Genomic DNA, 19,472 nt, shown 5'->3' with positions numbered 1-19,472 from the left:
CTCCCGCCCTCTCAGGCCCGCTCAAACCCTCGGGCAATCTCCCAATCCGTCACCACACGGGCGAACTCCTCGATTTCGACCTCGGCCGCCCGGCAATAGTGATCGACGACCGCATCGCCGAAAACACGCCGCATCAGGACAGACCCGCCAAGCGCGGCACGCGCCGCCGGCAGAGTGTCCGGAATCATCGCCGTTTCACCCTGATAGACATCGCCTCGCGCGGGCGGCTGCAAGTCCAGCCCTTCCTCGATCCCGGCAATGCCTGCGGCCAGCATCCCCGCCATGGCAAGATAGGGGTTCAGATCCGACCCCCCGATCCGGCATTCGATGCGAATGGCCTTGCTGCCGTCCCCGCACAGTCGGAACCCGGCAGTGCGATTATCCACGGACCAGATGATCCGTGTGGGCGCAAACGTCCCTTTCATGAACCGCTTGTAGCTGTTGATATAGGGCGCCAGAAAATAGGTGTAATCAGGCGCATATTTCAGCAGACCCGCCACATAGCTTTTCATCAGCGCGCTCATGCCCAAACTGTCGTCGGCATCATAAAACGCGGGCGTGCCGTCCGTCCAAAGCGACTGATGCACATGGCTTGAACTTCCGACCCGGTCCTTGTGCCATTTCGGCAGAAAACTCGCCGCATGCCCGTTTTGCCAGGCAATCTCCTTGACCGCATGTTTGGCAATGCTGTGATAATCCGCCGTATCCAGCGCAGCCGCGTATTTGATGTTCAGCTCTTCCTGACCGGCCTCTGCTTCGCCTTTGGAATTCTCGACGGGAATACCGGCTTCCCACAGGTGGTTGCGCACGGGGCGCATCACATGCTCTTCCTTGGTGGTCTGGAAGATGTGGTAATCCTCGTTATAGCCGCTGATCGGCGTGAGATCCTGAAAGCCCCCTTTGCGGATCTCGTCAAAGCTCTTCTCGAACAGAAAGAACTCCAACTCCGTGGCCATCATGGCGTCAAACCCCATCGCCTCCAGCCGGGCGATCTGGCTTTTCAGCATGGCGCGCGGCGAATGTGGAACCGGCTGATGGGTATGGTGATTCAGCACATCGCACAGCACCAGAACGGTGCCCTCCAACCACGGCACCGGCCGCAAAGTCGTCAGGTCCGGCTTCATCACATAGTCGCCATAGCCGGTTTCCCAGCTTGTCGCGGCATAGCCTTCGGGTGTGGCCATCTCCAGATCGGTGGCCAGCAGGTAGTTGCAGCAATGCGTTTCTTCCCAGGCGCTGGCGACAAAGTGGCCCGCATGAAACCGCTTGCCCATCAGGCGGCCCTGCATGTCCACGATGCACACCAGTACCGTATCAATCCGGCCTTCTGCGACCTGCGCCTTGAGGTCATCAAAGGGCAATATGCCAGACATGGGCAATCTCCGATCCTTGCAATCCAGAAGCGGGGCGCGCCGCAAAGCGCGCCCCCGGTGGTCTTAGCCGAACGTGTAGGGAGGACCAGCCTTGCTGATCACTTCGTTATAGTCGCGGAAAATCTGCACGATCTTGGCGTGCACCTCGCCTTCCTCGGCGATCTCGTCCCAGAACTTGACGGCTGCATCCTCGACAACCTTCCATTCCTCCTGCGGGATGGAGCGCAGTTGAAGCTGGTCGCCCTGCGCGCGAAGACGTGCCTCGCCGCCCCAATACCACTGGTTGCGATAGGTGTGGCCTGCCTCGATGCCCGCCATGACGATGGCCTTGAGGTGTTCGGGCAGGTCCGCCCATTGCCCCTGATTGACAAAGAACGACCCGATCCACGCGCCCGAGATGTTGTTGGTCAGGAAATAGTCGGTCACATTCGCCCAGCCGACGGTGTAATCCTCGGTGATGCCAGACCACGCCATGCCGTCCAGCTCGCCCGTCTGCACCGCCACTTCGGCGTCCTCATAGGGGATGGACACCGGCACAACGCCGAATTGCGACAGAAAGCGCCCCGCCGTCGGGAAGGTATACAGCTTCAGCCCGTCCAGATCGGCCAGCGAGGTGATCTCTTTCTTGGTGTTGAAGTTGCACGGATCCTGCCCGGCCGCCGACAGCCACGCAACGCCGACCTTTTCATATTCGGACCGCCAGATATCGGCCAGCCCGTATTGGTCGAACAGCACCGGCACATCCAACGAATGTTTTGTGGCCAGCGGGAAGTATCCGCCGAACACTTGCAGGGGCGTGGGCGAGGCCATGGAATCGTCGTCCGAATGCACACCGTCGATGGTGCCGCGCTGGAGCGCCTGAAACAGCTCGCCCGTCGGCACGATCTGGTCGGCATAGAACAGCTCGATCTCCATTTCGCCATTCGCGGCCTCGTTGATGTAGTCGATTACCGGTTTGGTGACGAATTCGCCAAGGGCGGCGCCCGCATAGGTTTGGAACCGCCACTTGATCGGGGCCTGTGCCTTGACGATGGCAGGGGCCGCCAGCGATGCAGCGCCGCCAAGCGCCGCCGTGCTCAGAAACTTGCGTCGTGAAGTCATCGAACTCTCCTTGTTGGATTTGAAATTGACGCTCCGTTGGCGGAGTTCTTGGGGTTAATTTCCATAAACATATCCGGGTAGCCAAAGGGCGATCTGCGGAAAGGCCATGACAACGGCCAGTGCGAACACCATGACCAGAACAAAAGGCAGGATGGATCCGTAGATATCCTTCAGCGTGATTTCCGGCGGGGCCATCGCCCGCATCAGGAACAGATTATACCCGAAAGGCGGCGTCATATAGGCGATCTGGCAGGTGATCGTATACAGCACGCCATACCAGACCAGATCGAACCCCAGCGCCTTGACCAGTGGCACATAAAGCGGCGCGACGATAACCAGCATGGCCGTGTCGTCCAGAAACGTGCCCATCAGGATAAAGCTGAGCTGCATCAGGATCAGGATGATCCACGGGTCCAGCCCCAACCGTTCGGTGAACAGCGTATCGATGGCCTTGACCGCGCCCAACCCGTCGAACACCGCGCCAAAGGCCATGGCGGCGAGGATGATCCACATGAACATGCACGAGATCCCCAGCGTCTGACGCACCGAGGTTTCGAACACTTCGCGCGTCATCCGGCCCTTCAGGACTGCGGCAACAAAAGCCGTCATCGCCCCGATAGCAGAGCTTTCGACCAGCGAGGTCCAGCCGTTGACAAAGGGCACCATCATCGCGGCGAAGATGCCAAGCGGCAGCAGACCCGCGCGCAGCAGTTTCAGCTTTTCGCCCAGGGGCATGGCACGTTCTTCCGGCGGCAAGGCAGGCCCCAAAGATGGGTTCCACCAGCAGCGGATCACGATGTAGATGATGAACATCGCGGCCATCATCAGACCGGGGATCACCCCCGCCAGCCATAGCTGGCCCACCGGTTGCCGGGCGATCATCGCATACAGCACCAGCACGACCGAGGGCGGCACGAGGATGCCCAGAGACGATCCGGCCTGAATGACCCCCGTCACCATCCGCTTGTCATAGTTGCGTTTCAGCAATTCCGGCAGCGCAATCGTGGCGCCAATGGCCATGCCCGCAACCGACAGCCCGTTCATCGCCGAGATCAGCACCATTAGCCCGATCGTGCCAATCGCCAACCCGCCACGCAAGCCGCCCATCCAGACATGAAACATCTTGTAAAGGTCATCGGCGATCTTCGATTCCGATAAGACATAGCCCATGAAGATGAACATCGGCAGGGTCAGCAGAGGATACCATTTCATCAGCTTCATCGCGCTGGAAAACGCGATGTCATAGCCGCCCCGGTCGCCCCAAAGAACCAGTGCCGCGATCACCGCGACGAAGCCGATGGCACCGAACACCCGCTGCCCGGTCAGCAACATCGCCATCATCGTGGCAAACATGAAGATCGCGATCATCTCATACGACATCGGCGACCTCTTCTCCGCGCAGGCGCAGGATGTCCTTGAAAAGCTCGGACACCGCCTGAAGCAGCATCAACACGATGCCCACGCACATGACGATCTTGATGGGCCACAGATAAGGCCGCCACGCCGTCGGGCTGCGCTCGCCGCCGTATTTGAAGCTGTAGGCCGTGCTGTCGATCCCGCCCCAGAGCAGGACGACAAGATAGAAGATCAGGAAACAGACGGTCACAGAGTCCACCGCCGCCTTCCGCCGCGTGGACCATTCGCCGTAGAGCAAATCCATGCGCACATTCGATCCCATCTGTATCGAATACGGCCCGCCAAGGATGTAATACCCCACCATCATGAACTGCGCCATTTCCAGCGTCCACAGCGACGGGTTGAAAAAGGTCTTGGAGATCGACGACCACAGCAAAACGCCCATCAGCGCAAAAATGCCGTACATCGTCACGCGTCCGATGGCGCGGTTCATGGCGTCGACCAGCGCGATATACCGTTTGAAAAACGTCATGCGGCACCCCGCTGCGTGACCTGCGCCATGGCCGCGGCAAGGGTCTGCGCAAGGTGATCAGCCATGCTTTGTGCCTTTGGATATGTGTCGATCAGATCATTTCGGACCTCGACCATGACAGACTGCAAACCCCGCGCCTCGCCATGCTTGTGCAAGCTGTACGTCACGCCGTCACTGGCTGAATAGGGTGCATTCACCGCCGCTTTCATCAGGCCTCGCTCCGCTTCGATTGCCGTCGCCGCCTGTGCAAGGTCGCCGCTTTCGTGATAGAGAAAGCCAAGCTCCAACGCGCGCTTGTTGCCGTGATAGATCGGGGTAAAGCTGTGCAAGGTGATAACAGCCACCTGCCCGCCCGTCAGAGCGGACTGCCGGTCGATCACCGCGCTGACCGCGTTGTGAAACGGCGTATGGATCGAATCAAAACGCGCCTTCCGATCCGCCGCACTCAGCCCCCGATTGCCCGGAACTGCGTAAACCTCGCTTTGTTCGGGAATGCTGTCTGATGCTTCGAACGGCCGGTTACAATCATAGACAAGACGCGAAATCTGGCCGGAAATCAGCGGCGCGCCCATCCGCGCGCTTAATCGCGTGGCCATGTCCAGCGCGCCGATATCCCAGGCGATATGCGATCTCTGCGCCTCACCGCTTAGCCCCAGACCATCCAGTTCAGGCGGAATATACGCAGAGGCGTGTTCGCAAATCAGGACAACCGGCGCAGTCCCGCCCTCGCCCGATATCACAAACGGAGCCCGACCCTGCGCATCCATTTCTTGTTCCCCTGAATTCAATGTGTAAAGATCACTACAGAGTCGCACATGATGTCAAGATCGTTTCTATTTCTGTGCAGACCGGAGGTGTGGAAATGACGGAACCGACAGCATCGCCCGATGGCAAGGCGCTGATCTGGGACATGTTGAAGACCCAGCAACCCGACCTGACCGCGGCTGAACGCAGACTGGCCGCGACGCTGCTGGACGATTCACTGGTTGCCGGGTTGCAATCCATCACCAAGCTTGCCGAGCTTGCGCAAGTGTCGACCGCGACGGTGGTGCGGCTGGCCCGCAAACTTGGCTTCGACGGGTTCTCCGACTTCCAGAACACCATACGCGAAGAGGTTGCGGCCCGCGTGAAGCAGCCCTTGGCAAAGCTGGAAACCTCGGCAATGGAGGCCCACAGCGATCACATCATCAGCCGCTTTGCGCTGGCCGTGTCGCGCAACATCAACGCCACGATAGACCGTCTGGATGTTCAGGAATTCGAAGAGGCGACCAATCTCCTGTCCGACCCGAAACGCCACATCTATCTGATGGGTGGGCGAATCACCCGGTCCAATGCGATCTATTTCTACAACCATTTGCAGATCATCCGGCCGGGCGTGTCGCTGCTTGACGCCTCGCCCAGTGTCTGGCCACAATCGCTGCTGGATATTGACGCCTCCGCGACACTCGTGGTGTTCGACATCCGCCGCTACGAGAAACAGTTGGAGCGGCTGGCAAAACTGGTCGTTGAACAGGGCGGCAATATCGTTCTGTTCACCGATCAATGGGGCTCACCCATCGAGGCGCATGCCAGCCATTGTTTTCGCAGCATGGTCGAAGCGCCCTCGAGCTGGGATTCGACCCTTGCGATCAACTTTCTGATCGAGGCGCTGGTGGCGGGCATACAGGCACGATCATCCAGCACCGACCGGATTGCCGCGCTCGAAAAGATGATCGGTGCATCGCGGATATTTCGCGGGACGTAGGCCCCCGTTCAGAACCACTCGATGCCGCGCAGGATCAGGACGTTACCGCCGCCCGCCCGCGATCTTCGCAGCTTCGGGCATGCGTCGCAATGTCAGCATCGCCCAACTTCCCAGCACAGGCCCAGGCACCAGCACGAGAAAGCTCCATCGCCACGACCCAAGCGCCTCGGCGATCAGCGGCATCATCCAGATCGTCACGATGGTGATCGCAAATCCCACGCCCATCTGGAATGCCAGCGCCGCACCGACATGGTTTTGATCCGCCAACTCGGTCACTGCGGCCGAGAACTGAGCAGAGTCGGCCGCCACGGTCATGCCCCAGAACAATGCAACCACGGTAAAGATCCAGACCGGTCCGTCAAAGCTGACCCCGATCAACACAGCGGAAACGCCCGAAAGCCCCAATGCAATCGCCGTTGTCTTGCATCGCCCAATCCGGTCGGCGACCAACCCGCCCAGCACGCTGCCCGGTGCGCCGAACGCAATCGCCGCGAAGGCAAGGATCGAGGCATTGGTCACAGCCAGCCCAGCCTCTTGCGCGGCACCGATATAGACCAGTATCCACGCCCACATTGCGTACACCTCCCACGTGTGGCCGAAATAGCCCGCATTGGCCAGCATCACCGGCCGGTCGCGAATGACCTTGCCAATCTGGCGCAGATCGACAGCGGCCCGGACAAACGGGTCCGGCCCTTCGCGCAGTACAAGTCCGAAGATTGCCGCCGCAACAAGGCTCGCCAAAGAGCTGACAACAAGCACCGCCTGCCAATCGAACCCCACGCCGACCCCGCGCACCAGATGCGGCAGTGCAGATCCAAGCGTCAGCGCGCCAACCATGACCCCCATCGCAAATCCCCGCCCCTTGCGGAACCACGTCGCGATGAATTTCAGCGAAGGGGGGTAGACCAGCGCAAGTGACGCGCCCGTTGCAAACCGCGCGGCAATCACCCAACCGGCCCCCGGATCCAGCAGCGCCACCGCATTGAACGCCGCCGCCGCAAGGCTTGCCACCGCCATCAGCCGGGTCAGCGGCAAGACATCCGACAGTGCCAGAACGCTGGAAACCAACGCCCCCAGAACAAAACCAGCCTGCACCGCATTTGTCAGCCAGGCCGCCCCTGACGCATCAAGCCCCAACACGATCTGCAAGTCCGGCAGAACCGCTGTCGCTGAAAACCACGTTGTCAGCGACAGGACGACGGCCAATCCGGCCAGCGTAAGCGCGACCCATTTATTCGAGAGCTGTGCGGACATTTAGACCCTGTTCTCCGGCATCCTGAATGCAACCCCCTGCCCGCATCCCGGACACGACGCAAGTGTCACCGTAGACGACCGGAACGATCGACAGGCTCTGTCCAAATCATCGAACCGCCGCTTCAGCGCAGTCTGGTTGCATGGTGACGGCCTCCAGCGCAACCCGACCTCACCTGCGACGTCAGAAATGCCTTAGCGCGGGGCCATGCGGATCGCCCCGTCAAGTCGGATGACCTCACCGTTCAGCATCTGGTTTTCGATGATATGCAGCGCAAGGGCCGCGTATTCCGCAGGATCGCCCAACCGCGACGGGAACGGCACCTGTTGTCCAAGGCTGTCCTGCACATCGTCAGGCAAACCCTGCAACATCGGTGTCAGGAAAAGTCCCGGCGCGATGCTGCAAACCCGTATTCCAAGGCTGGCCAGATCGCGCGCCATGGGCAGCGTCATGCTGACAATGCCACCCTTGGAAGCTGCATAGGCAATTTGTCCGACTTGTCCCTCATAAGCTGCGACCGACGCCGTGTTGATGATCACGCCGCGGCTTCCATCCCCAGGTCCGGGGTCATTTTTCGACATTATCGCAGCAGCTTGGCTGGCGCAGTTGAAGCTTCCTATGAGGTTGACCTGAATGGTCTTGGAGAACATCGCCGGATCATGCGCGCCGTCGCGCCCCACGGTTTTGGCCGCCGGGCCGATGCCGGCACAATTTACCAGAATATCTAGCCTGCCGTAAACCCTTGCCACTTCATCAAGCGCTGCGCGCACGCTGTCGGCGTCACTGACATCGACCTTGTAAAAGCCTCCGTCGAGTTCCTTTGCCATCTCGGGTCCGGACGTCGTGTTCATGTCGAACAAAACAACGGTCGCACCCGCAGTTGCCAAAGCCCGCGCCGTTGCGGCGCCAAGCCCTGACGCGCCGCCAGTCACCACGGCGATGCGGTTATTGTCGATGATCATGTGAAAGCCCTCTCTTTTCAGTGGCGCGGCGCCGGATTGCACGGCCGCTGCAATTTGTCCTCAAAGTGCGCGGTGCGCGGGCCAAGCGCAAGTCCGGTCAGGTATCCTTGTCGCCCTTGAAATTCTCGGGATCGAAAACGATGAAAAACTCATAGGCACAAAACGCGCTCGCAGCGCCGAAAATCGCAGCCCATCCAGGATTTCCATTCGCCAGTTCGAAAGCCGCCCAACCACCCGTCAAGACGACGGTAACGACGCGCCGCCAGAGCGGCAGAAAGAACGGAATGCGAAGATCAAAGAATTTCATGTCGGGTTATCGCTTGGCATGCTCGCTCCTGTTCGCAACGCGGCTTGACTGCCGCCTTCAGTGATCTGCGATGCCCAATCTCGGCAGGACGGTCAGATACATCAAGCCAAAACCGGCCTGCGGGCGAAAAACCTGCCGACAACGCTTTGCGAAACCGCCTGCGCGGCCCTCCGCATTGTTCCCCGCGCCAGGATGCGTCACACTATACCCGCCCAGACGACACCATACGGAGACCAGAAAGTGAGCCGGAACGCCAAACATCGTGAACGCAACCGGCGCGCGGCCCGTTGGTTGCTGGGGCTGTCGCTCGTGGCCGCGCTGTTCTTTGGCGTGCGTGTCGGATTGGACATGGTGTACTGGAACGACCCGAAACACCATGAACAACAGTTGGAACCCTGGATGACGGTCGGATATGTCGCGCGGTCATGGGTTCTGGACCCGCGAAAGCTGCACGAGGCGCTGGCGCTTGGGCCTGGCCGTGATCGCAAGACCAGCCTGGGTCATCTGGCGCGTCAACAGGACATCGACTTCGAGACCTATGCGCTTCGCGTCATGGATGTCATCGCCCGACAAAAAGCGGCAACTGAATGACAGAAGTCGCATTGGAATGGTTACCGGTTTACGGCCTTCCGGTGCTTGTGCTGATCATCGGACTTGGGTGCCTGGGGGCACCTGCGCCGGCCTCACTGACGCTGCTTATCAGCGGGTCTTTGATCGCCGCCGGCGATTTTAACGGCACGCAGGTCTATGTGACCAGCCTTGTCGCGGCGATCTTCTTTGATCATGCGGGCTACGCCGTTGGACGTTGGGGCGGCCCGCGCCTCGCGCAGTGGCGCATCCCGCTGATGGACCGCGCCCGCCACATGCTGGAGACGCGCGGCGGCATGGCGGTGTTCCTGACCCGTTGGCTGCTGGCTCCGCTGGGGCCGGGCGTCAACTATATGGCAGGCGTGGTGACAATGCCTCTGCAACGCTTCACGCCTTTCGATATTGCAGGCGAGGTGGTGTGGGTGACGCTTTATCTCGGGTTGGGATATGTGTTCGGCAGCTACGTCTCGCAGATCTCCGAAGTGCTTGGCGACATTACCGGATTTCTGGCCTTCGCGGTTTTGGCCTGGCTGCTTTGGCGCTTTATCCGAAGCGATTTGAAACGTTAGAAAAATGCGAAGGTTGCATTTTGACCGGCTGGTCAATTTCAGACTGGACAGCAAAACTTGCAACTGTCACCCTTACGCCTATACACCAAGGGTGGCTGTTTCATCTATAAAGAGTGAACGCGCCTGCCTGGGTGCCGATGTCAGAAATGGTTCCGGCTCCGGGGAATGCCAGACATTGCGACCGTTGCGCGTCTGGCCGTATGGGCTAAGCCTGAATGACAAGAGGCAGACATGAACGCTGGCGACAAGACATATCTGATCGAGATGACCAATACGCCCAGCATCGAAGAGCTTTGGGCGATGCATACCGAACGCATGGCCAGCTTCGGATTTGACCGGATCATGTACGGGTTCACCCGGTTCCGCAGCGCCAGCTCGCTTGGGGATCCCAATGACTTTCTTCTGCTGACCAATCACAGCACGGCCTATACGGATGGGTTTATAGGCCGGGGGCTGTATCATCACGCGCCGATGGTCAACTGGGCGCTGGAGAACGAAGGCGATTGCAGTTGGCGGGTGATCGCCGACATGGCGCGCGCCGATGCGCTCAGCAAGGCCGAACGTCGCGTGGTCGATTTCAACCTGTCCCAAGGCGTGACGGCCGGCTATACGCTCAGCTTCAAATCGGTTTCGGCGCGCTCCAAAGGTGCCATCGCCCTGACCGCCCGTAAGGGCCTGACGCAAGACGAGGTCGACGATATTTGGGTGCGTCATAGCGATGACATCATCCTGATGAACAATCTCGCGCATCTGAAAATTCTTACCCTGCCCTATTTCGCCCCGAACCGGACACTGACACCGCGCCAGCGCGAAGCCTTGGAATGGGTGGGTGACGGCAAAACGATGCAGGACATTGCAATCCTGATGGGGCTGACAACAGCGACGGTGGAAAAGCATCTGCGGCTTGCCCGCGTCGCGCTGAGCGTTGAGACAACGGCGCAGGCCGTGCTCAAAGCTTCTTTCCAGAATCAGATGTTCGTTCTGGATGTCCAATCCTAAAATGGCATTAAAATTAGATGGTTATTCGACGACCTGAGAGTTTTCTCCGAAAGGTCCGGAATACCTTACTTTCGTGACCTAGGGTTAAGAGGCATGCTGAAGATGTTCCGTGAGTGGTGGCTTTAGCCAAAGGAACAGGGGACGGCACCCTAGCGATTACTAGGCCCTGCCGTCCCTAACCGGCAATTCCTGCCGGTGCGGACTGTACCGTTTTAGTTGGTTCGTTTTTGTGTGTGGTTTGGTCGCCTTTTATCGGCCCTCCCTGCTTGCTCCCCGCATTGGGACGGATCGAAAAAGAAACGGTGCCGCGGCTTTCGCCGCGGCACCGTTCGAAAGTCCATCGACCGCCCGAAAGCGACCGCCACATGGTTCAGCCCTGAGCAGCCTTGGCCACTTCTGCGGCGAAATCTTCTTCTTTCTTCTCGATGCCTTCACCGACTTCAAGACGGACATAGCCGACAATCTCGACACCGGCTTCCTTGGCGGCGTCTTCAACCGTCAGATCGGGGTTGACCACGAAAGCCTGGCCTAGAAGGGTGACTTCGCCGAGGAATTTTTTCATCCGGCCAACGATCATCTTTTCGATCACCTGCTCCGGCTTGCCCGACTCGCGCGCGATATCGATCTGGACCTGACGCTCTTTCTCGACCACGGCCGGATCAAGCGAGTCAGCGTTCAGCGCCTGCGGCGATGCCGCCGCGATATGCATCGCAACCTGCCGTCCGAATGCGGCATTGTCACCTTTCAGCGCAACCAGCACACCGATCTTGCCCATGCCGTCAGCGACTGCGTTGTGGACATAGGACACAACCGTGTCACCCTCGATTGAGGCCATCCGGCGCAGGGCCATGTTCTCGCCAATCGTGGCGATCTTGGCGGTCAGGGTCTCGGCGACGGTCTTGCCACCCAGATCCGCATCGGCCAGTTCCTCGACCGTTGTCACATTGACCGCCGCTTCGGCAATCGCAGCGACCATCGACTGGAATTCAGCGTTCTTACCGACAAAATCGGTCTCGGAGTTAACTTCTACGGCGACGCCCTTGTTGCCTTCGACCTTGACCGCGACAAGACCTTCGGCAGCCGTACGACCGGATTTCTTGGCCGCTTTCGCCAGACCTTTGGTGCGCAGCCAGTCGATTGCGGCTTCCATATCGCCGTCATTCTCGGTCAACGCCTTCTTGGCGTCCATCATGCCTGCGCCGGTCATTTCGCGCAGTTCTTTCACCTGGGATGCTGTGATCGCCATTTCGGCTCTCCTCATGTTCTTGGTGGTCGGGGGCGGCAGTGGCCGCGCCCCAGTATCAAGCTATCATGTCGTTCTCACGACATCGCTGTCGGGCTTACGCCTCGGCAGGTGCGTCTTCGGCGATGGCTTCTTCGACAGGGGCTTCTTCAAGCGCACCCAGATCGACGCCGGCAGCGCCCAGCTGAGCCTGCATGCCGTCGAGCGCGGCACGGCTGGCCAGATCGCAATACAGGTTGATCGCACGGGCCGCGTCGTCGTTGCCCGGAATGATGTAGTCGATGCCATCGGGCGAGCAGTTGGTGTCAACCACGGCCACAATCGGGATGCCCAGCTTGTTGGCTTCGGCAATTGCCAGTTGCTCTTTCTTGACGTCGATGACGAACAGCAGATCCGGCAGGCCGCCCATTTCACGAATACCGCCAAGCGAGGCTTGCAGTTTGGTCTGCTCGCGCTCCATGCCCAGACGCTCTTTCTTGGTCAGGCCCTCGGCACCGTTTTCCATCTGCTCGTCAATCTGCTTGAGACGATTGATCGACTTTGACACGGTCTGCCAGTTGGTCAGCGTACCACCCAGCCAGCGGTGGTTCATGTAATACTGGGCGCATTTTTCAGCGGCTTCGGCAACGGGGGTCGCGGCCTGACGCTTGGTGCCTACAAACAGCACGCGGCCATTCTTGGCAACGGTTTCGCGGATCACGTTCAGCGCCTGGTCCAGCATCGGAACGGTCTGTGTCAGGTCCATGATGTGGATGCCGTTGCGCGCACCGTAGATGAACTCGCCCATACGGGGGTTCCAGCGCTGCGTCTGGTGGCCAAAATGTACGCCTGCTTCAAGCAGTTGGCGCATGGTGAACTCTGGAAGAGCCATGTCTTTATCCTTTCCGGTTTTCGCCTTGGTACGGGGTGCAGCGCGGAATGCGCCAACCGGTGGACGGATGAGGATGTCTCCCCCATCAGCCCGCCCATACCTGCGGATTGAGTGGCGCGCGTATAGACCGCATCAGAGCCGCGCGCAAGCCCCGATGCATTGCAAACAGGTTCAACACGCGCGCGTCGTCGCAATCCCCGTGGTGCAGGAGCGCAGAAGGATGCGCAGGTTACCGCATCTTCACCAGCGTTATCAGGCCACGGCTAAAGGAAAACCCGTTCGATCACCCAATAGACGCCGACCAGACCGATCACGGCAGAGGCGGGAACCTCGACGAACCGGCGATAGGCTGCAAGTTCATCGACCAGCGTGACCGATGCCAGACACAGCGCCGACAGCACGGCAAGCGGGGCAAGAAAGACGATCGGATCGACCTCCAGCACTGCCGCCATCGCGCCGCGATCCACCAAAAAACCGGCACCCAGGAACAGCACAATCAGCACGCCATAGACGGTTTGCCCTGCCTCGACCTTTGCCCGCCCCTCATCGACACGCAGCGCCACCCAGACCAGCGCCAGCATCGCGGCGATCACGGTCAACTGACCCAGTTCCACACCGATATTGAAGCCAATCAGCGCGGAAAGGAACCGGTCCTGCGGCAATCCGAACTCTCCCAGAACAGAGGCAAAGCCCAACCCGTGCAGCAGCCCGAACCCGAAGATCACCAGCGGACGCCAGCGGCTCATCACGGGCGAGCGGATATTCTCGAAGGCGACATAGGCGATGGATGCTGCGATCAGCGGTTCGACAATGGCGGGTGACACGCTGACCACCCCGGTCGCCCCAAGCGCCAGCGTCACGGTATGGGCGAGCGTGAAGGCCGAAATCTGCCACAACAGTGGCTGGATGCGCGGCGAAAGAAAGAACAACCCCAGCACGAACAGGATATGGTCGAGACCAAGCGGCAGAATATGGTCGAACCCCACCGGCACATAGGCGGCAAAGGTCGCAAGCGCCCCGCGCTGATCGCCGCCCGAGACCGATATGGGCCCACTGCCCTGCCCGCCCGACAAGTATTCGGTATAGGGATCCTCGACCCCCTGCTGGCGCAGCACCAGCGTGCCGTATTCTGCGGGCCAGGACATCTGGACCGTATCGACGGCAGGCGGCAGATCGGCGCTGAGCACAATCGTCGTGTCACGCGGCAGATCTGTATTTCCCACCGGTGCCACGTCAATGCTGTCGATCTGGGCAGTCAGCGCCGCGTCACCGGCCCGCAAGTCGAGTGCTGTCACGACATCGGCAAGCGCTGCGCGCAGGCGTTCGGCCATCTCCTCCGGCGACAGCGCGCGCAGCGCATCGACGCGGTCGGAACTGTCCGTCTCGTCCGTGTCAGTCACACCGTCAAGGTCGACCCCGGCGACAAGCGCTTCGGCATTCAATGACAATGCCAATTCAAGCCTGCCGTCGGCGGTGGTCAGGTCGCCAATGGCTGGGCGCACCTCATGTGCCCAGACGGTGGACGCGGAAATCAGCAAGAAGACGCCTGTCAGCAGACGAACGAGTAACAAATGTGGCATGCGCCCTCCGAAGAACTTGTCTTTGCAAAGTATTTCAGGTGGATCGTCAATCAAGTAGAAACTTCAACACGGCGGAGTCCTGTTGCGTCGCCGCCGTGAACCGTTCAAAAGATATTCATGACTTCGCACGCGCCCCATACCATCCTTTGCATCGGTTCCGCCTTATGGGACGTAATCGGCCGCGCCGCCAGCCATATGCGTCAGGGATCGGATGTGCCGGGACGGATTACGCGGCTGCCCGGCGGTGTTGCGCTGAATATCGCGATGACGCTGGCACAATTCGAGATGCGCCCGGTGCTGCTGTCAGCTGTGGGGCGCGATGCGGAGGGCGACGAGTTGGTGGCCGCTTGCACGTCGCGCGGATTGGTGATGGACCATATCTACCGGTCAGAAGATCTGCCGACAGATGTCTACATGGCGGTCGAAGGTGCCAATGGTCTGATCGCTGCAATTGCAGACGCGCATTCGCTGGAAGCGGCGGGCGCGCGCATACTGGCCCCCTTGCGTGACGGCACCTTGGGCAGCGCCGACGCGCCATATACCGGGACCGTCGCGCTGGATGGCAACCTGACAACCACGTTGCTGGAAGAGATCGCCAAGGATCCGGCCTTTGCCCGCGCCGACCTGCGCATCGCCCCCGCCTCACCGGGCAAGGCGGAACGCTTGCGCTCTTTCCTGCTGCAACGCCGCGGCATGCTCTATGTCAATCTCGAAGAGGCCGGGCTGCTGTGTCATCAAAGCTTTGACGACAGCGCCGCCGCTGCCGCTGCGCTGGTGAAACTCGGTGCCGCGCGCGCGCTTGTCACCGATGGCGGCAGCCCCGCCTCGGATGCCTCGCCCGACGGGGTGATCCAACAGATGCCGCCCGAAGTGCTGGTGACCCGTGTCACCGGTGCGGGCGATACTTTCATGGCCGCGCATATGGCCGCAGAACAGCGCGGAACCGACAGGCAGGAGGCATTGACCTCTGCCTTGCAGGTGGCCGCCGATTACGTCTCAGGAGAAACACCGCTATGACCGCTTCGCTTACTCTGTCCCCCGTCGTCGAAAAGGCACTGGCCGAAGGTCGTCCCGTTGTGGCGCTGGAAAGCACCATCATCACCCATGGGATGCCTTATCCGCAGAACCTTGAAACCGCACGCCAGGTTGAAAAGGAATTGCGCGACAACGGGGCAGAGCCTGCCACGATCGCGGTTCTGAACGGGACGCTGCATGTCGGGCTGACAGATCCGCAGCTGGAACAGCTGTCGCAGGCCAAGGGGGTGGCCAAGCTGAGCCGGGCCGATATGGCGGTTTGTATGTCGCAGGGCGGCACGGGGGCGACAACCGTCGCCGCCACGATGATCGGTGCCGCGAAGGCCGGGATCGAGGTGTTCGCCACCGGCGGCATCGGCGGCGTGCATCAGGGTGCCGAGATGAGCTTTGACGTCTCCGCCGATCTGGCGGAACTGGCGCTGACGCCGGTCAGCGTGGTCTGTGCGGGCGCAAAGGCCATCCTTGATCTTGCCAAGACGCTGGAAGTGCTAGAAACCCGCGGCGTGCCGGTCATAGCCGTCGGGCAGGATGCGTTTCCGGCCTTCTGGTCGCGCAATTCCGGCCTGCGCGCGCCGCTGCGCATCGACGATCCTGCGGACATTGCCGCAGCACATATGGCACGGCGCGCGCTTGGACTGCCCGGCGGCCAGCTGATCGCCAACCCGATCCCGGTCGAGGCTGAAATCCCCCGGTCTGAAATCCAGCCCGTGATCGCGCAAGCCATGGCCGACGCCAAGCAGCACGGGATCATCGGCAAGGCGGTCACGCCCTATCTGTTGCAACGCATTTTCGAATTGACGAAAGGCCGCTCGCTGGACGCAAATATCGCACTTGTCCTCAACAATGCCCGTCTGGCGGCGAAGATTGCGCAAGAAATGAGCAAACGACCGGAGAATGCGCCGTCTTAAACGGTCGCGCCCATTGTAGCGCCCCCGCTGACCACCTAGTTTGAGACGACCGACCCCTGCGGATAGATCCATGACCAGCCCTTTCGACAAAGACCCGCGACGCCCCGGCCTGTTTACCAGTCTGCGCTCCAGCTTTCTGACCGGTCTTGTGGTGATTGCTCCGGTGGGCCTGACGATCTGGTTCATCTGGACGTTGATCGGCTGGGTCGATGGGGTGGTGCTGCCGTTGGTACCCTATACGTTCCAGCCGGAAAAATACATCGGCATCAACCTGCGCGGTGTCGGCGTCATCATCTTTTTGCTGTTCACAATCACTGTGGGCTGGGTCGCCAAAGGCCTGATCGGCCGGTCCATCCTGCGCTTTGCCGAAAATCTGCTGGAAGGCGTGCCGATCGTCCGTTCGATCTATTCCGGTGTGAAACAGATCGCCGAGACGGTCTTTGCGCAAAGTGACCGCAGCTTTGAGAAAGCTTGCCTGATCCAATATCCGCGCAAGGGCATCTGGGCGATAGGTTTTGTCTCGACCCAAGCCAAGGGCGAGGTTGCGGCCCGGCCCGAAGTGGCCGGTGATCTGCTCAGCGTCTTTGTTCCGACAACGCCGAACCCGACCTCGGGCTTTCTACTGTTTTTCCCGCGCGAGGATGTGGTCGAGCTGGACATGACCGTTGAGGACGCCGCCAAGCTGGTGATTTCGGCGGGGCTGGTCTATCCGCACGAAAAGGCACCGGCAGAGCTGGCCAAGGCGAAATTGCGGGCGCAAGAAAAGAACCGCCTCAGCGCCTGAGCGGGGGCCTTTCTCGCGCTCATGTCGATTGTTACGGTTCGCGCTAATCGCTCAGTCGAACATGTCTTTCAGATCGGCTGTCTGACGCACATTCAGGTCATCCCAATGTGTTTCCAGAAACGTGCCCGCCGCAGTCCGGCCCGCCGCTTTCAACGCGCTCAGAACAGACGGGATCGCAATCGTCTTGGTGGCCACCGACAGGTCATTCATCAGCGCATCGTCCGAGATCATGTGGACCAGGACGCTCTTCATCGCCCCCTCCGTCACCGATCCATCCGTCATCAGACGCTGCACAAAATTGATCGCCCGCAACTCTCGCAGCAGTGACGAGTTGAAGCTGATCTCGTTGATGCGGTTCTGGATCTCCGGCGGCGTGGTGGGCAGTTTTTCGCGGATGATCGGGTTGATATTGATGATCACAAGATCATCGGGAAGCGATTTGGCAAAAAGCGGGAACAGCGCCGGGTTGCCGGTATATCCACCATCCCAGAACGGCTCCATCTTGCCGGAACGCGGATCGCGCAGGGTGACGGCCTGAAAAAGGGTCGGCAAGCAGGCCGAGGCCATGACGACATCTGCATTGATGCTGTCGCCCGAAAAGACGCGCACCTTTCCATCACGGACATTGGTGGCGCAGATGAACAGATCCGGCCCCCCCGGCCCGCAGACATCATCATAATGAAACTGACTGACAATCGATTCCAGCGGGTTGCGATAGAACGGCCCCCAGACATAGGGCGACACCATGCGGCTGAACGAATCTGCCATCATGTAGGGCAAGGACCACTCCAACGCGCCGGAAATCATCCGCGCCTCCGGTATCGCCATGCCCATCCAGGCGGGCACATGCAGGTCTTTCACGGCACCGATCTGTCCCCAGAGCCAGTCCAGATTGTCGCGCGCCTGTTCACGCCCGCCCTGCCGCATTCCAGCCTTCAGCGCGGCACCGTTCAGCGCCCCGGCCGATGTGCCGGAAATTCCGGCGATTTCCAGATCTGGCTCTTCCAGCAGGCGGTCAAGTACACCCCAAGTATAGGCTCCATGTGCCCCACCCCCCTGAAGCGCCAGATTGATCCGTTTCTTCATGGGTTTTGCCATAGGCCTTGCACGCCCTTCAGAGAGGTTCGGATGTATGTCTTGGGGGTCACGCCGATGCCGTCACTTGGGCCGCCCGACATGGTCGCATCGCCACAAACAGCGCCGGACAGATCCTGACCGCGAAAGCGGTTCTCGCCGGTCAAAGCGCCGTCCAGCCGCCATCCACGCTGATTGTCGTGCCGGTGATCTGCTCTGCCGCGGAGGAACATAAAAACACCGCGGTGCCGCCGATCTGTTCGACGGTCGCGAACTCTTTCGAGGGCTGGCGTTCAAGGATCACCTTCTGTTTCACCTCGTCCTCGCTCATGTCGTATTTCTTGGCGGTGTCAGGAATCTGCGCTTCGACCAGCGGTGTCAGCACATAGCCCGGACAGATCGCGTTGCAGGTGATCTGCTCGCGTGCGGTTTCCAGCGCCACGGTCTTGGTCATCCCGACAATCCCGTGCTTGGCGGTCACATAGGCCGATTTGAACGGCGAGGCCGTCAACCCGTGGGCGCTGGCGATGTTGATCACGCGACCCCAGCCCGCCTTGCGCATCAGCGGCAGGGCCGCGGCGGTGGTGTGAAAGGCCGAGCTCATGTTGATGGCGATGATCGCGTCCCATTTTTCGACCGGAAATTCATCAATCGGCGCGACATGCTGAATGCCGGCATTATTCACCAGTATGTCACAAGCGCCTGCGGTTTCGATCAGCTTGCGGCACTCATCGCCCTTGGACATATCCGCCTGGATGTAGCGCGCCTTGACGCTATGTTCCGCGGCCAGATCCTCGGCCAGCTTGTGATCTTCTGCCCGGTCGGTGAAAGAGTTCAACACGACATCCGCGCCGGCACGCGCCAGTTCATGTGCGACGCCCAACCCGATGCCTGAATTCGATCCGGTGATGATGGCGGTCTTGCCCTTCAAGCTCATGTGATAGTCTCCGTCGTTGCGTGAATGCATCGCTATGCTGTCATGCAGCATCCTAGCCCCTACAGTCGCGAGAAACAGGGGAAAATCGGTTTTTCACGATAACTTGGTCGATTGGCAGTTCGCCGCGCCGCGCATTGGCGCAGAACCTGCGCGAGGATATGCGTATTGTCGCGCGGAAATGGGGGTTAGCTCGATTATCTATGATCTGCACCTTGCCCCTCCGACAACGCGCCGACGAAGCCAATCACCTCGGACAG

At 60.2% G+C, this 19,472-nt stretch carries 20 protein-coding genes; 7 read left to right on the top strand and 13 right to left on the bottom strand.

Annotated elements, in window-relative coordinates:
- Nucleotides 1-11 precede the first annotated feature (11 nt).
- From B8991_RS01105 to B8991_RS01085, 5 genes are all read right to left on the bottom strand, one after another.
- Nucleotides 12-1,373 carry a glutamine synthetase family protein gene (locus B8991_RS01105; RefSeq protein WP_179141400.1) on the bottom strand — a complete coding sequence of 454 codons (1,362 nt, stop codon included), beginning with the start codon at nt 1,371-1,373 and terminating at the stop codon, nt 12-14.
- 63 nt (nt 1,374-1,436) lie between these two features.
- The gene (locus tag B8991_RS01100; RefSeq protein WP_084349957.1) at nt 1,437-2,474 is read right to left on the bottom strand and encodes a TRAP transporter substrate-binding protein; all 1,038 of its coding nucleotides are present in this window, start codon (nt 2,472-2,474) and stop codon (nt 1,437-1,439) included.
- A gap of 54 nt (nt 2,475-2,528) precedes the next feature.
- Nucleotides 2,529-3,854 carry a TRAP transporter large permease gene (locus B8991_RS01095; RefSeq protein ID WP_084349956.1) on the bottom strand — a complete coding sequence of 442 codons (1,326 nt, stop codon included), beginning with the start codon at nt 3,852-3,854 and terminating at the stop codon, nt 2,529-2,531.
- A complete protein-coding gene (locus tag B8991_RS01090; protein WP_084349955.1) occupies nt 3,844-4,362 on the bottom strand; it encodes a TRAP transporter small permease subunit in 519 nt (172 codons plus the stop codon). Before B8991_RS01090 ends, B8991_RS01095 begins: the two co-directional genes overlap by 11 nt.
- Entirely contained in the window at nt 4,359-5,129 is a 771-nt protein-coding gene (locus B8991_RS01085; RefSeq protein WP_084349954.1) for an N-formylglutamate amidohydrolase, read from the bottom strand. The genes B8991_RS01090 and B8991_RS01085 overlap by 4 nt, the downstream gene beginning before the upstream one ends.
- 95 nt (nt 5,130-5,224) lie before the next feature.
- Here B8991_RS01085 and B8991_RS01080 point away from each other — a divergent pair, with 95 nt between their 5' ends.
- Entirely contained in the window at nt 5,225-6,106 is an 882-nt protein-coding gene (locus tag B8991_RS01080; protein ID WP_084349953.1) for a MurR/RpiR family transcriptional regulator, read from the top strand.
- A gap of 42 nt (nt 6,107-6,148) precedes the next feature.
- Here B8991_RS01080 and B8991_RS01075 read toward each other — a convergent pair whose 3' ends face one another.
- The 3 genes from B8991_RS01075 to B8991_RS01065 all read right to left on the bottom strand — a co-directional run bounded on the left by B8991_RS01075 (nt 6,149) and on the right by B8991_RS01065 (nt 8,627).
- Nucleotides 6,149-7,360, bottom strand: coding sequence for an MFS transporter (locus B8991_RS01075; protein ID WP_084349952.1), 1,212 nt, complete (start codon nt 7,358-7,360; stop codon nt 6,149-6,151).
- A gap of 192 nt (nt 7,361-7,552) precedes the next feature.
- Nucleotides 7,553-8,320: an SDR family NAD(P)-dependent oxidoreductase gene (locus B8991_RS01070; protein ID WP_084349951.1), complete on the bottom strand. Its 768-nt coding sequence runs from the start codon at nt 8,318-8,320 to the stop codon at nt 7,553-7,555.
- 97 nt (nt 8,321-8,417) lie between these two features.
- On the bottom strand, nt 8,418-8,627 hold the full coding sequence (locus B8991_RS01065) for a hypothetical protein (protein WP_084349950.1): 210 nt from the start codon (nt 8,625-8,627) through the stop codon (nt 8,418-8,420).
- Between the two features lie 240 nt (nt 8,628-8,867).
- Here B8991_RS01065 and B8991_RS01060 point away from each other — a divergent pair, with 240 nt between their 5' ends.
- The 3 genes from B8991_RS01060 to B8991_RS01050 all read left to right on the top strand — a co-directional run bounded on the left by B8991_RS01060 (nt 8,868) and on the right by B8991_RS01050 (nt 10,783).
- Nucleotides 8,868-9,218 carry a hypothetical protein gene (locus tag B8991_RS01060; protein ID WP_084349949.1) on the top strand — a complete coding sequence of 117 codons (351 nt, stop codon included), beginning with the start codon at nt 8,868-8,870 and terminating at the stop codon, nt 9,216-9,218.
- The gene (locus B8991_RS01055; RefSeq protein ID WP_084349948.1) at nt 9,215-9,784 is read left to right on the top strand and encodes a DedA family protein; all 570 of its coding nucleotides are present in this window, start codon (nt 9,215-9,217) and stop codon (nt 9,782-9,784) included. The genes B8991_RS01060 and B8991_RS01055 overlap by 4 nt, the downstream gene beginning before the upstream one ends.
- A gap of 231 nt (nt 9,785-10,015) precedes the next feature.
- Nucleotides 10,016-10,783 carry a LuxR family transcriptional regulator gene (locus B8991_RS01050; RefSeq protein ID WP_084349947.1) on the top strand — a complete coding sequence of 256 codons (768 nt, stop codon included), beginning with the start codon at nt 10,016-10,018 and terminating at the stop codon, nt 10,781-10,783.
- Nucleotides 10,784-11,153: 370 nt separating this feature from the next.
- Here the strand turns inward: B8991_RS01050 and tsf are convergent, their stop codons facing one another.
- The 3 genes from tsf to B8991_RS01035 form a co-directional block, all read right to left on the bottom strand.
- Nucleotides 11,154-12,029 carry a translation elongation factor Ts gene (gene tsf, locus B8991_RS01045; RefSeq protein WP_084349946.1) on the bottom strand — a complete coding sequence of 292 codons (876 nt, stop codon included), beginning with the start codon at nt 12,027-12,029 and terminating at the stop codon, nt 11,154-11,156.
- Nucleotides 12,030-12,123: 94 nt separating this feature from the next.
- Entirely contained in the window at nt 12,124-12,897 is a 774-nt protein-coding gene (rpsB, locus tag B8991_RS01040) for a 30S ribosomal protein S2 (protein WP_084349945.1), read from the bottom strand.
- Nucleotides 12,898-13,160: 263 nt separating this feature from the next.
- Nucleotides 13,161-14,477, bottom strand: coding sequence for a HupE/UreJ family protein (locus B8991_RS01035; protein WP_084349944.1), 1,317 nt, complete (start codon nt 14,475-14,477; stop codon nt 13,161-13,163).
- Nucleotides 14,478-14,594: 117 nt separating this feature from the next.
- On the opposite strand from B8991_RS01035, the gene B8991_RS01030 reads away from it, so the two are divergent.
- The 3 genes from B8991_RS01030 to B8991_RS01020 all read left to right on the top strand — a co-directional run bounded on the left by B8991_RS01030 (nt 14,595) and on the right by B8991_RS01020 (nt 17,204).
- The gene (locus B8991_RS01030) at nt 14,595-15,494 is read left to right on the top strand and encodes a PfkB family carbohydrate kinase (protein ID WP_084349943.1); all 900 of its coding nucleotides are present in this window, start codon (nt 14,595-14,597) and stop codon (nt 15,492-15,494) included.
- Nucleotides 15,491-16,420 (top strand): pseudouridine-5'-phosphate glycosidase, encoded by a 930-nt coding sequence (locus tag B8991_RS01025; RefSeq protein WP_084349942.1) that lies wholly within the window; start codon nt 15,491-15,493, stop codon nt 16,418-16,420. Before B8991_RS01030 ends, B8991_RS01025 begins: the two co-directional genes overlap by 4 nt.
- Nucleotides 16,421-16,490: 70 nt before the next feature.
- Nucleotides 16,491-17,204 (top strand): DUF502 domain-containing protein, encoded by a 714-nt coding sequence (locus B8991_RS01020; protein WP_084349941.1) that lies wholly within the window; start codon nt 16,491-16,493, stop codon nt 17,202-17,204.
- A 51-nt stretch (nt 17,205-17,255) separates the two neighbouring features.
- Here the strand turns inward: B8991_RS01020 and B8991_RS01015 are convergent, their stop codons facing one another.
- On the bottom strand, nt 17,256-18,290 hold the full coding sequence (locus B8991_RS01015; RefSeq protein ID WP_084349940.1) for a patatin-like phospholipase family protein: 1,035 nt from the start codon (nt 18,288-18,290) through the stop codon (nt 17,256-17,258).
- A gap of 151 nt (nt 18,291-18,441) precedes the next feature.
- Complete coding sequence (locus B8991_RS01010) at nt 18,442-19,215, bottom strand: 3-hydroxybutyrate dehydrogenase (RefSeq protein WP_084349939.1); 774 nt, start codon at nt 19,213-19,215, stop codon at nt 18,442-18,444.
- Between the last annotated feature and the right edge of the window lie 257 nt (nt 19,216-19,472).

The organism is Primorskyibacter flagellatus (assembly GCF_900176485.1).
Classification (GTDB): domain Bacteria; phylum Pseudomonadota; class Alphaproteobacteria; order Rhodobacterales; family Rhodobacteraceae; genus Primorskyibacter; species Primorskyibacter flagellatus.
This window is presented reverse-complemented; position numbering and strand designations above follow the sequence as displayed.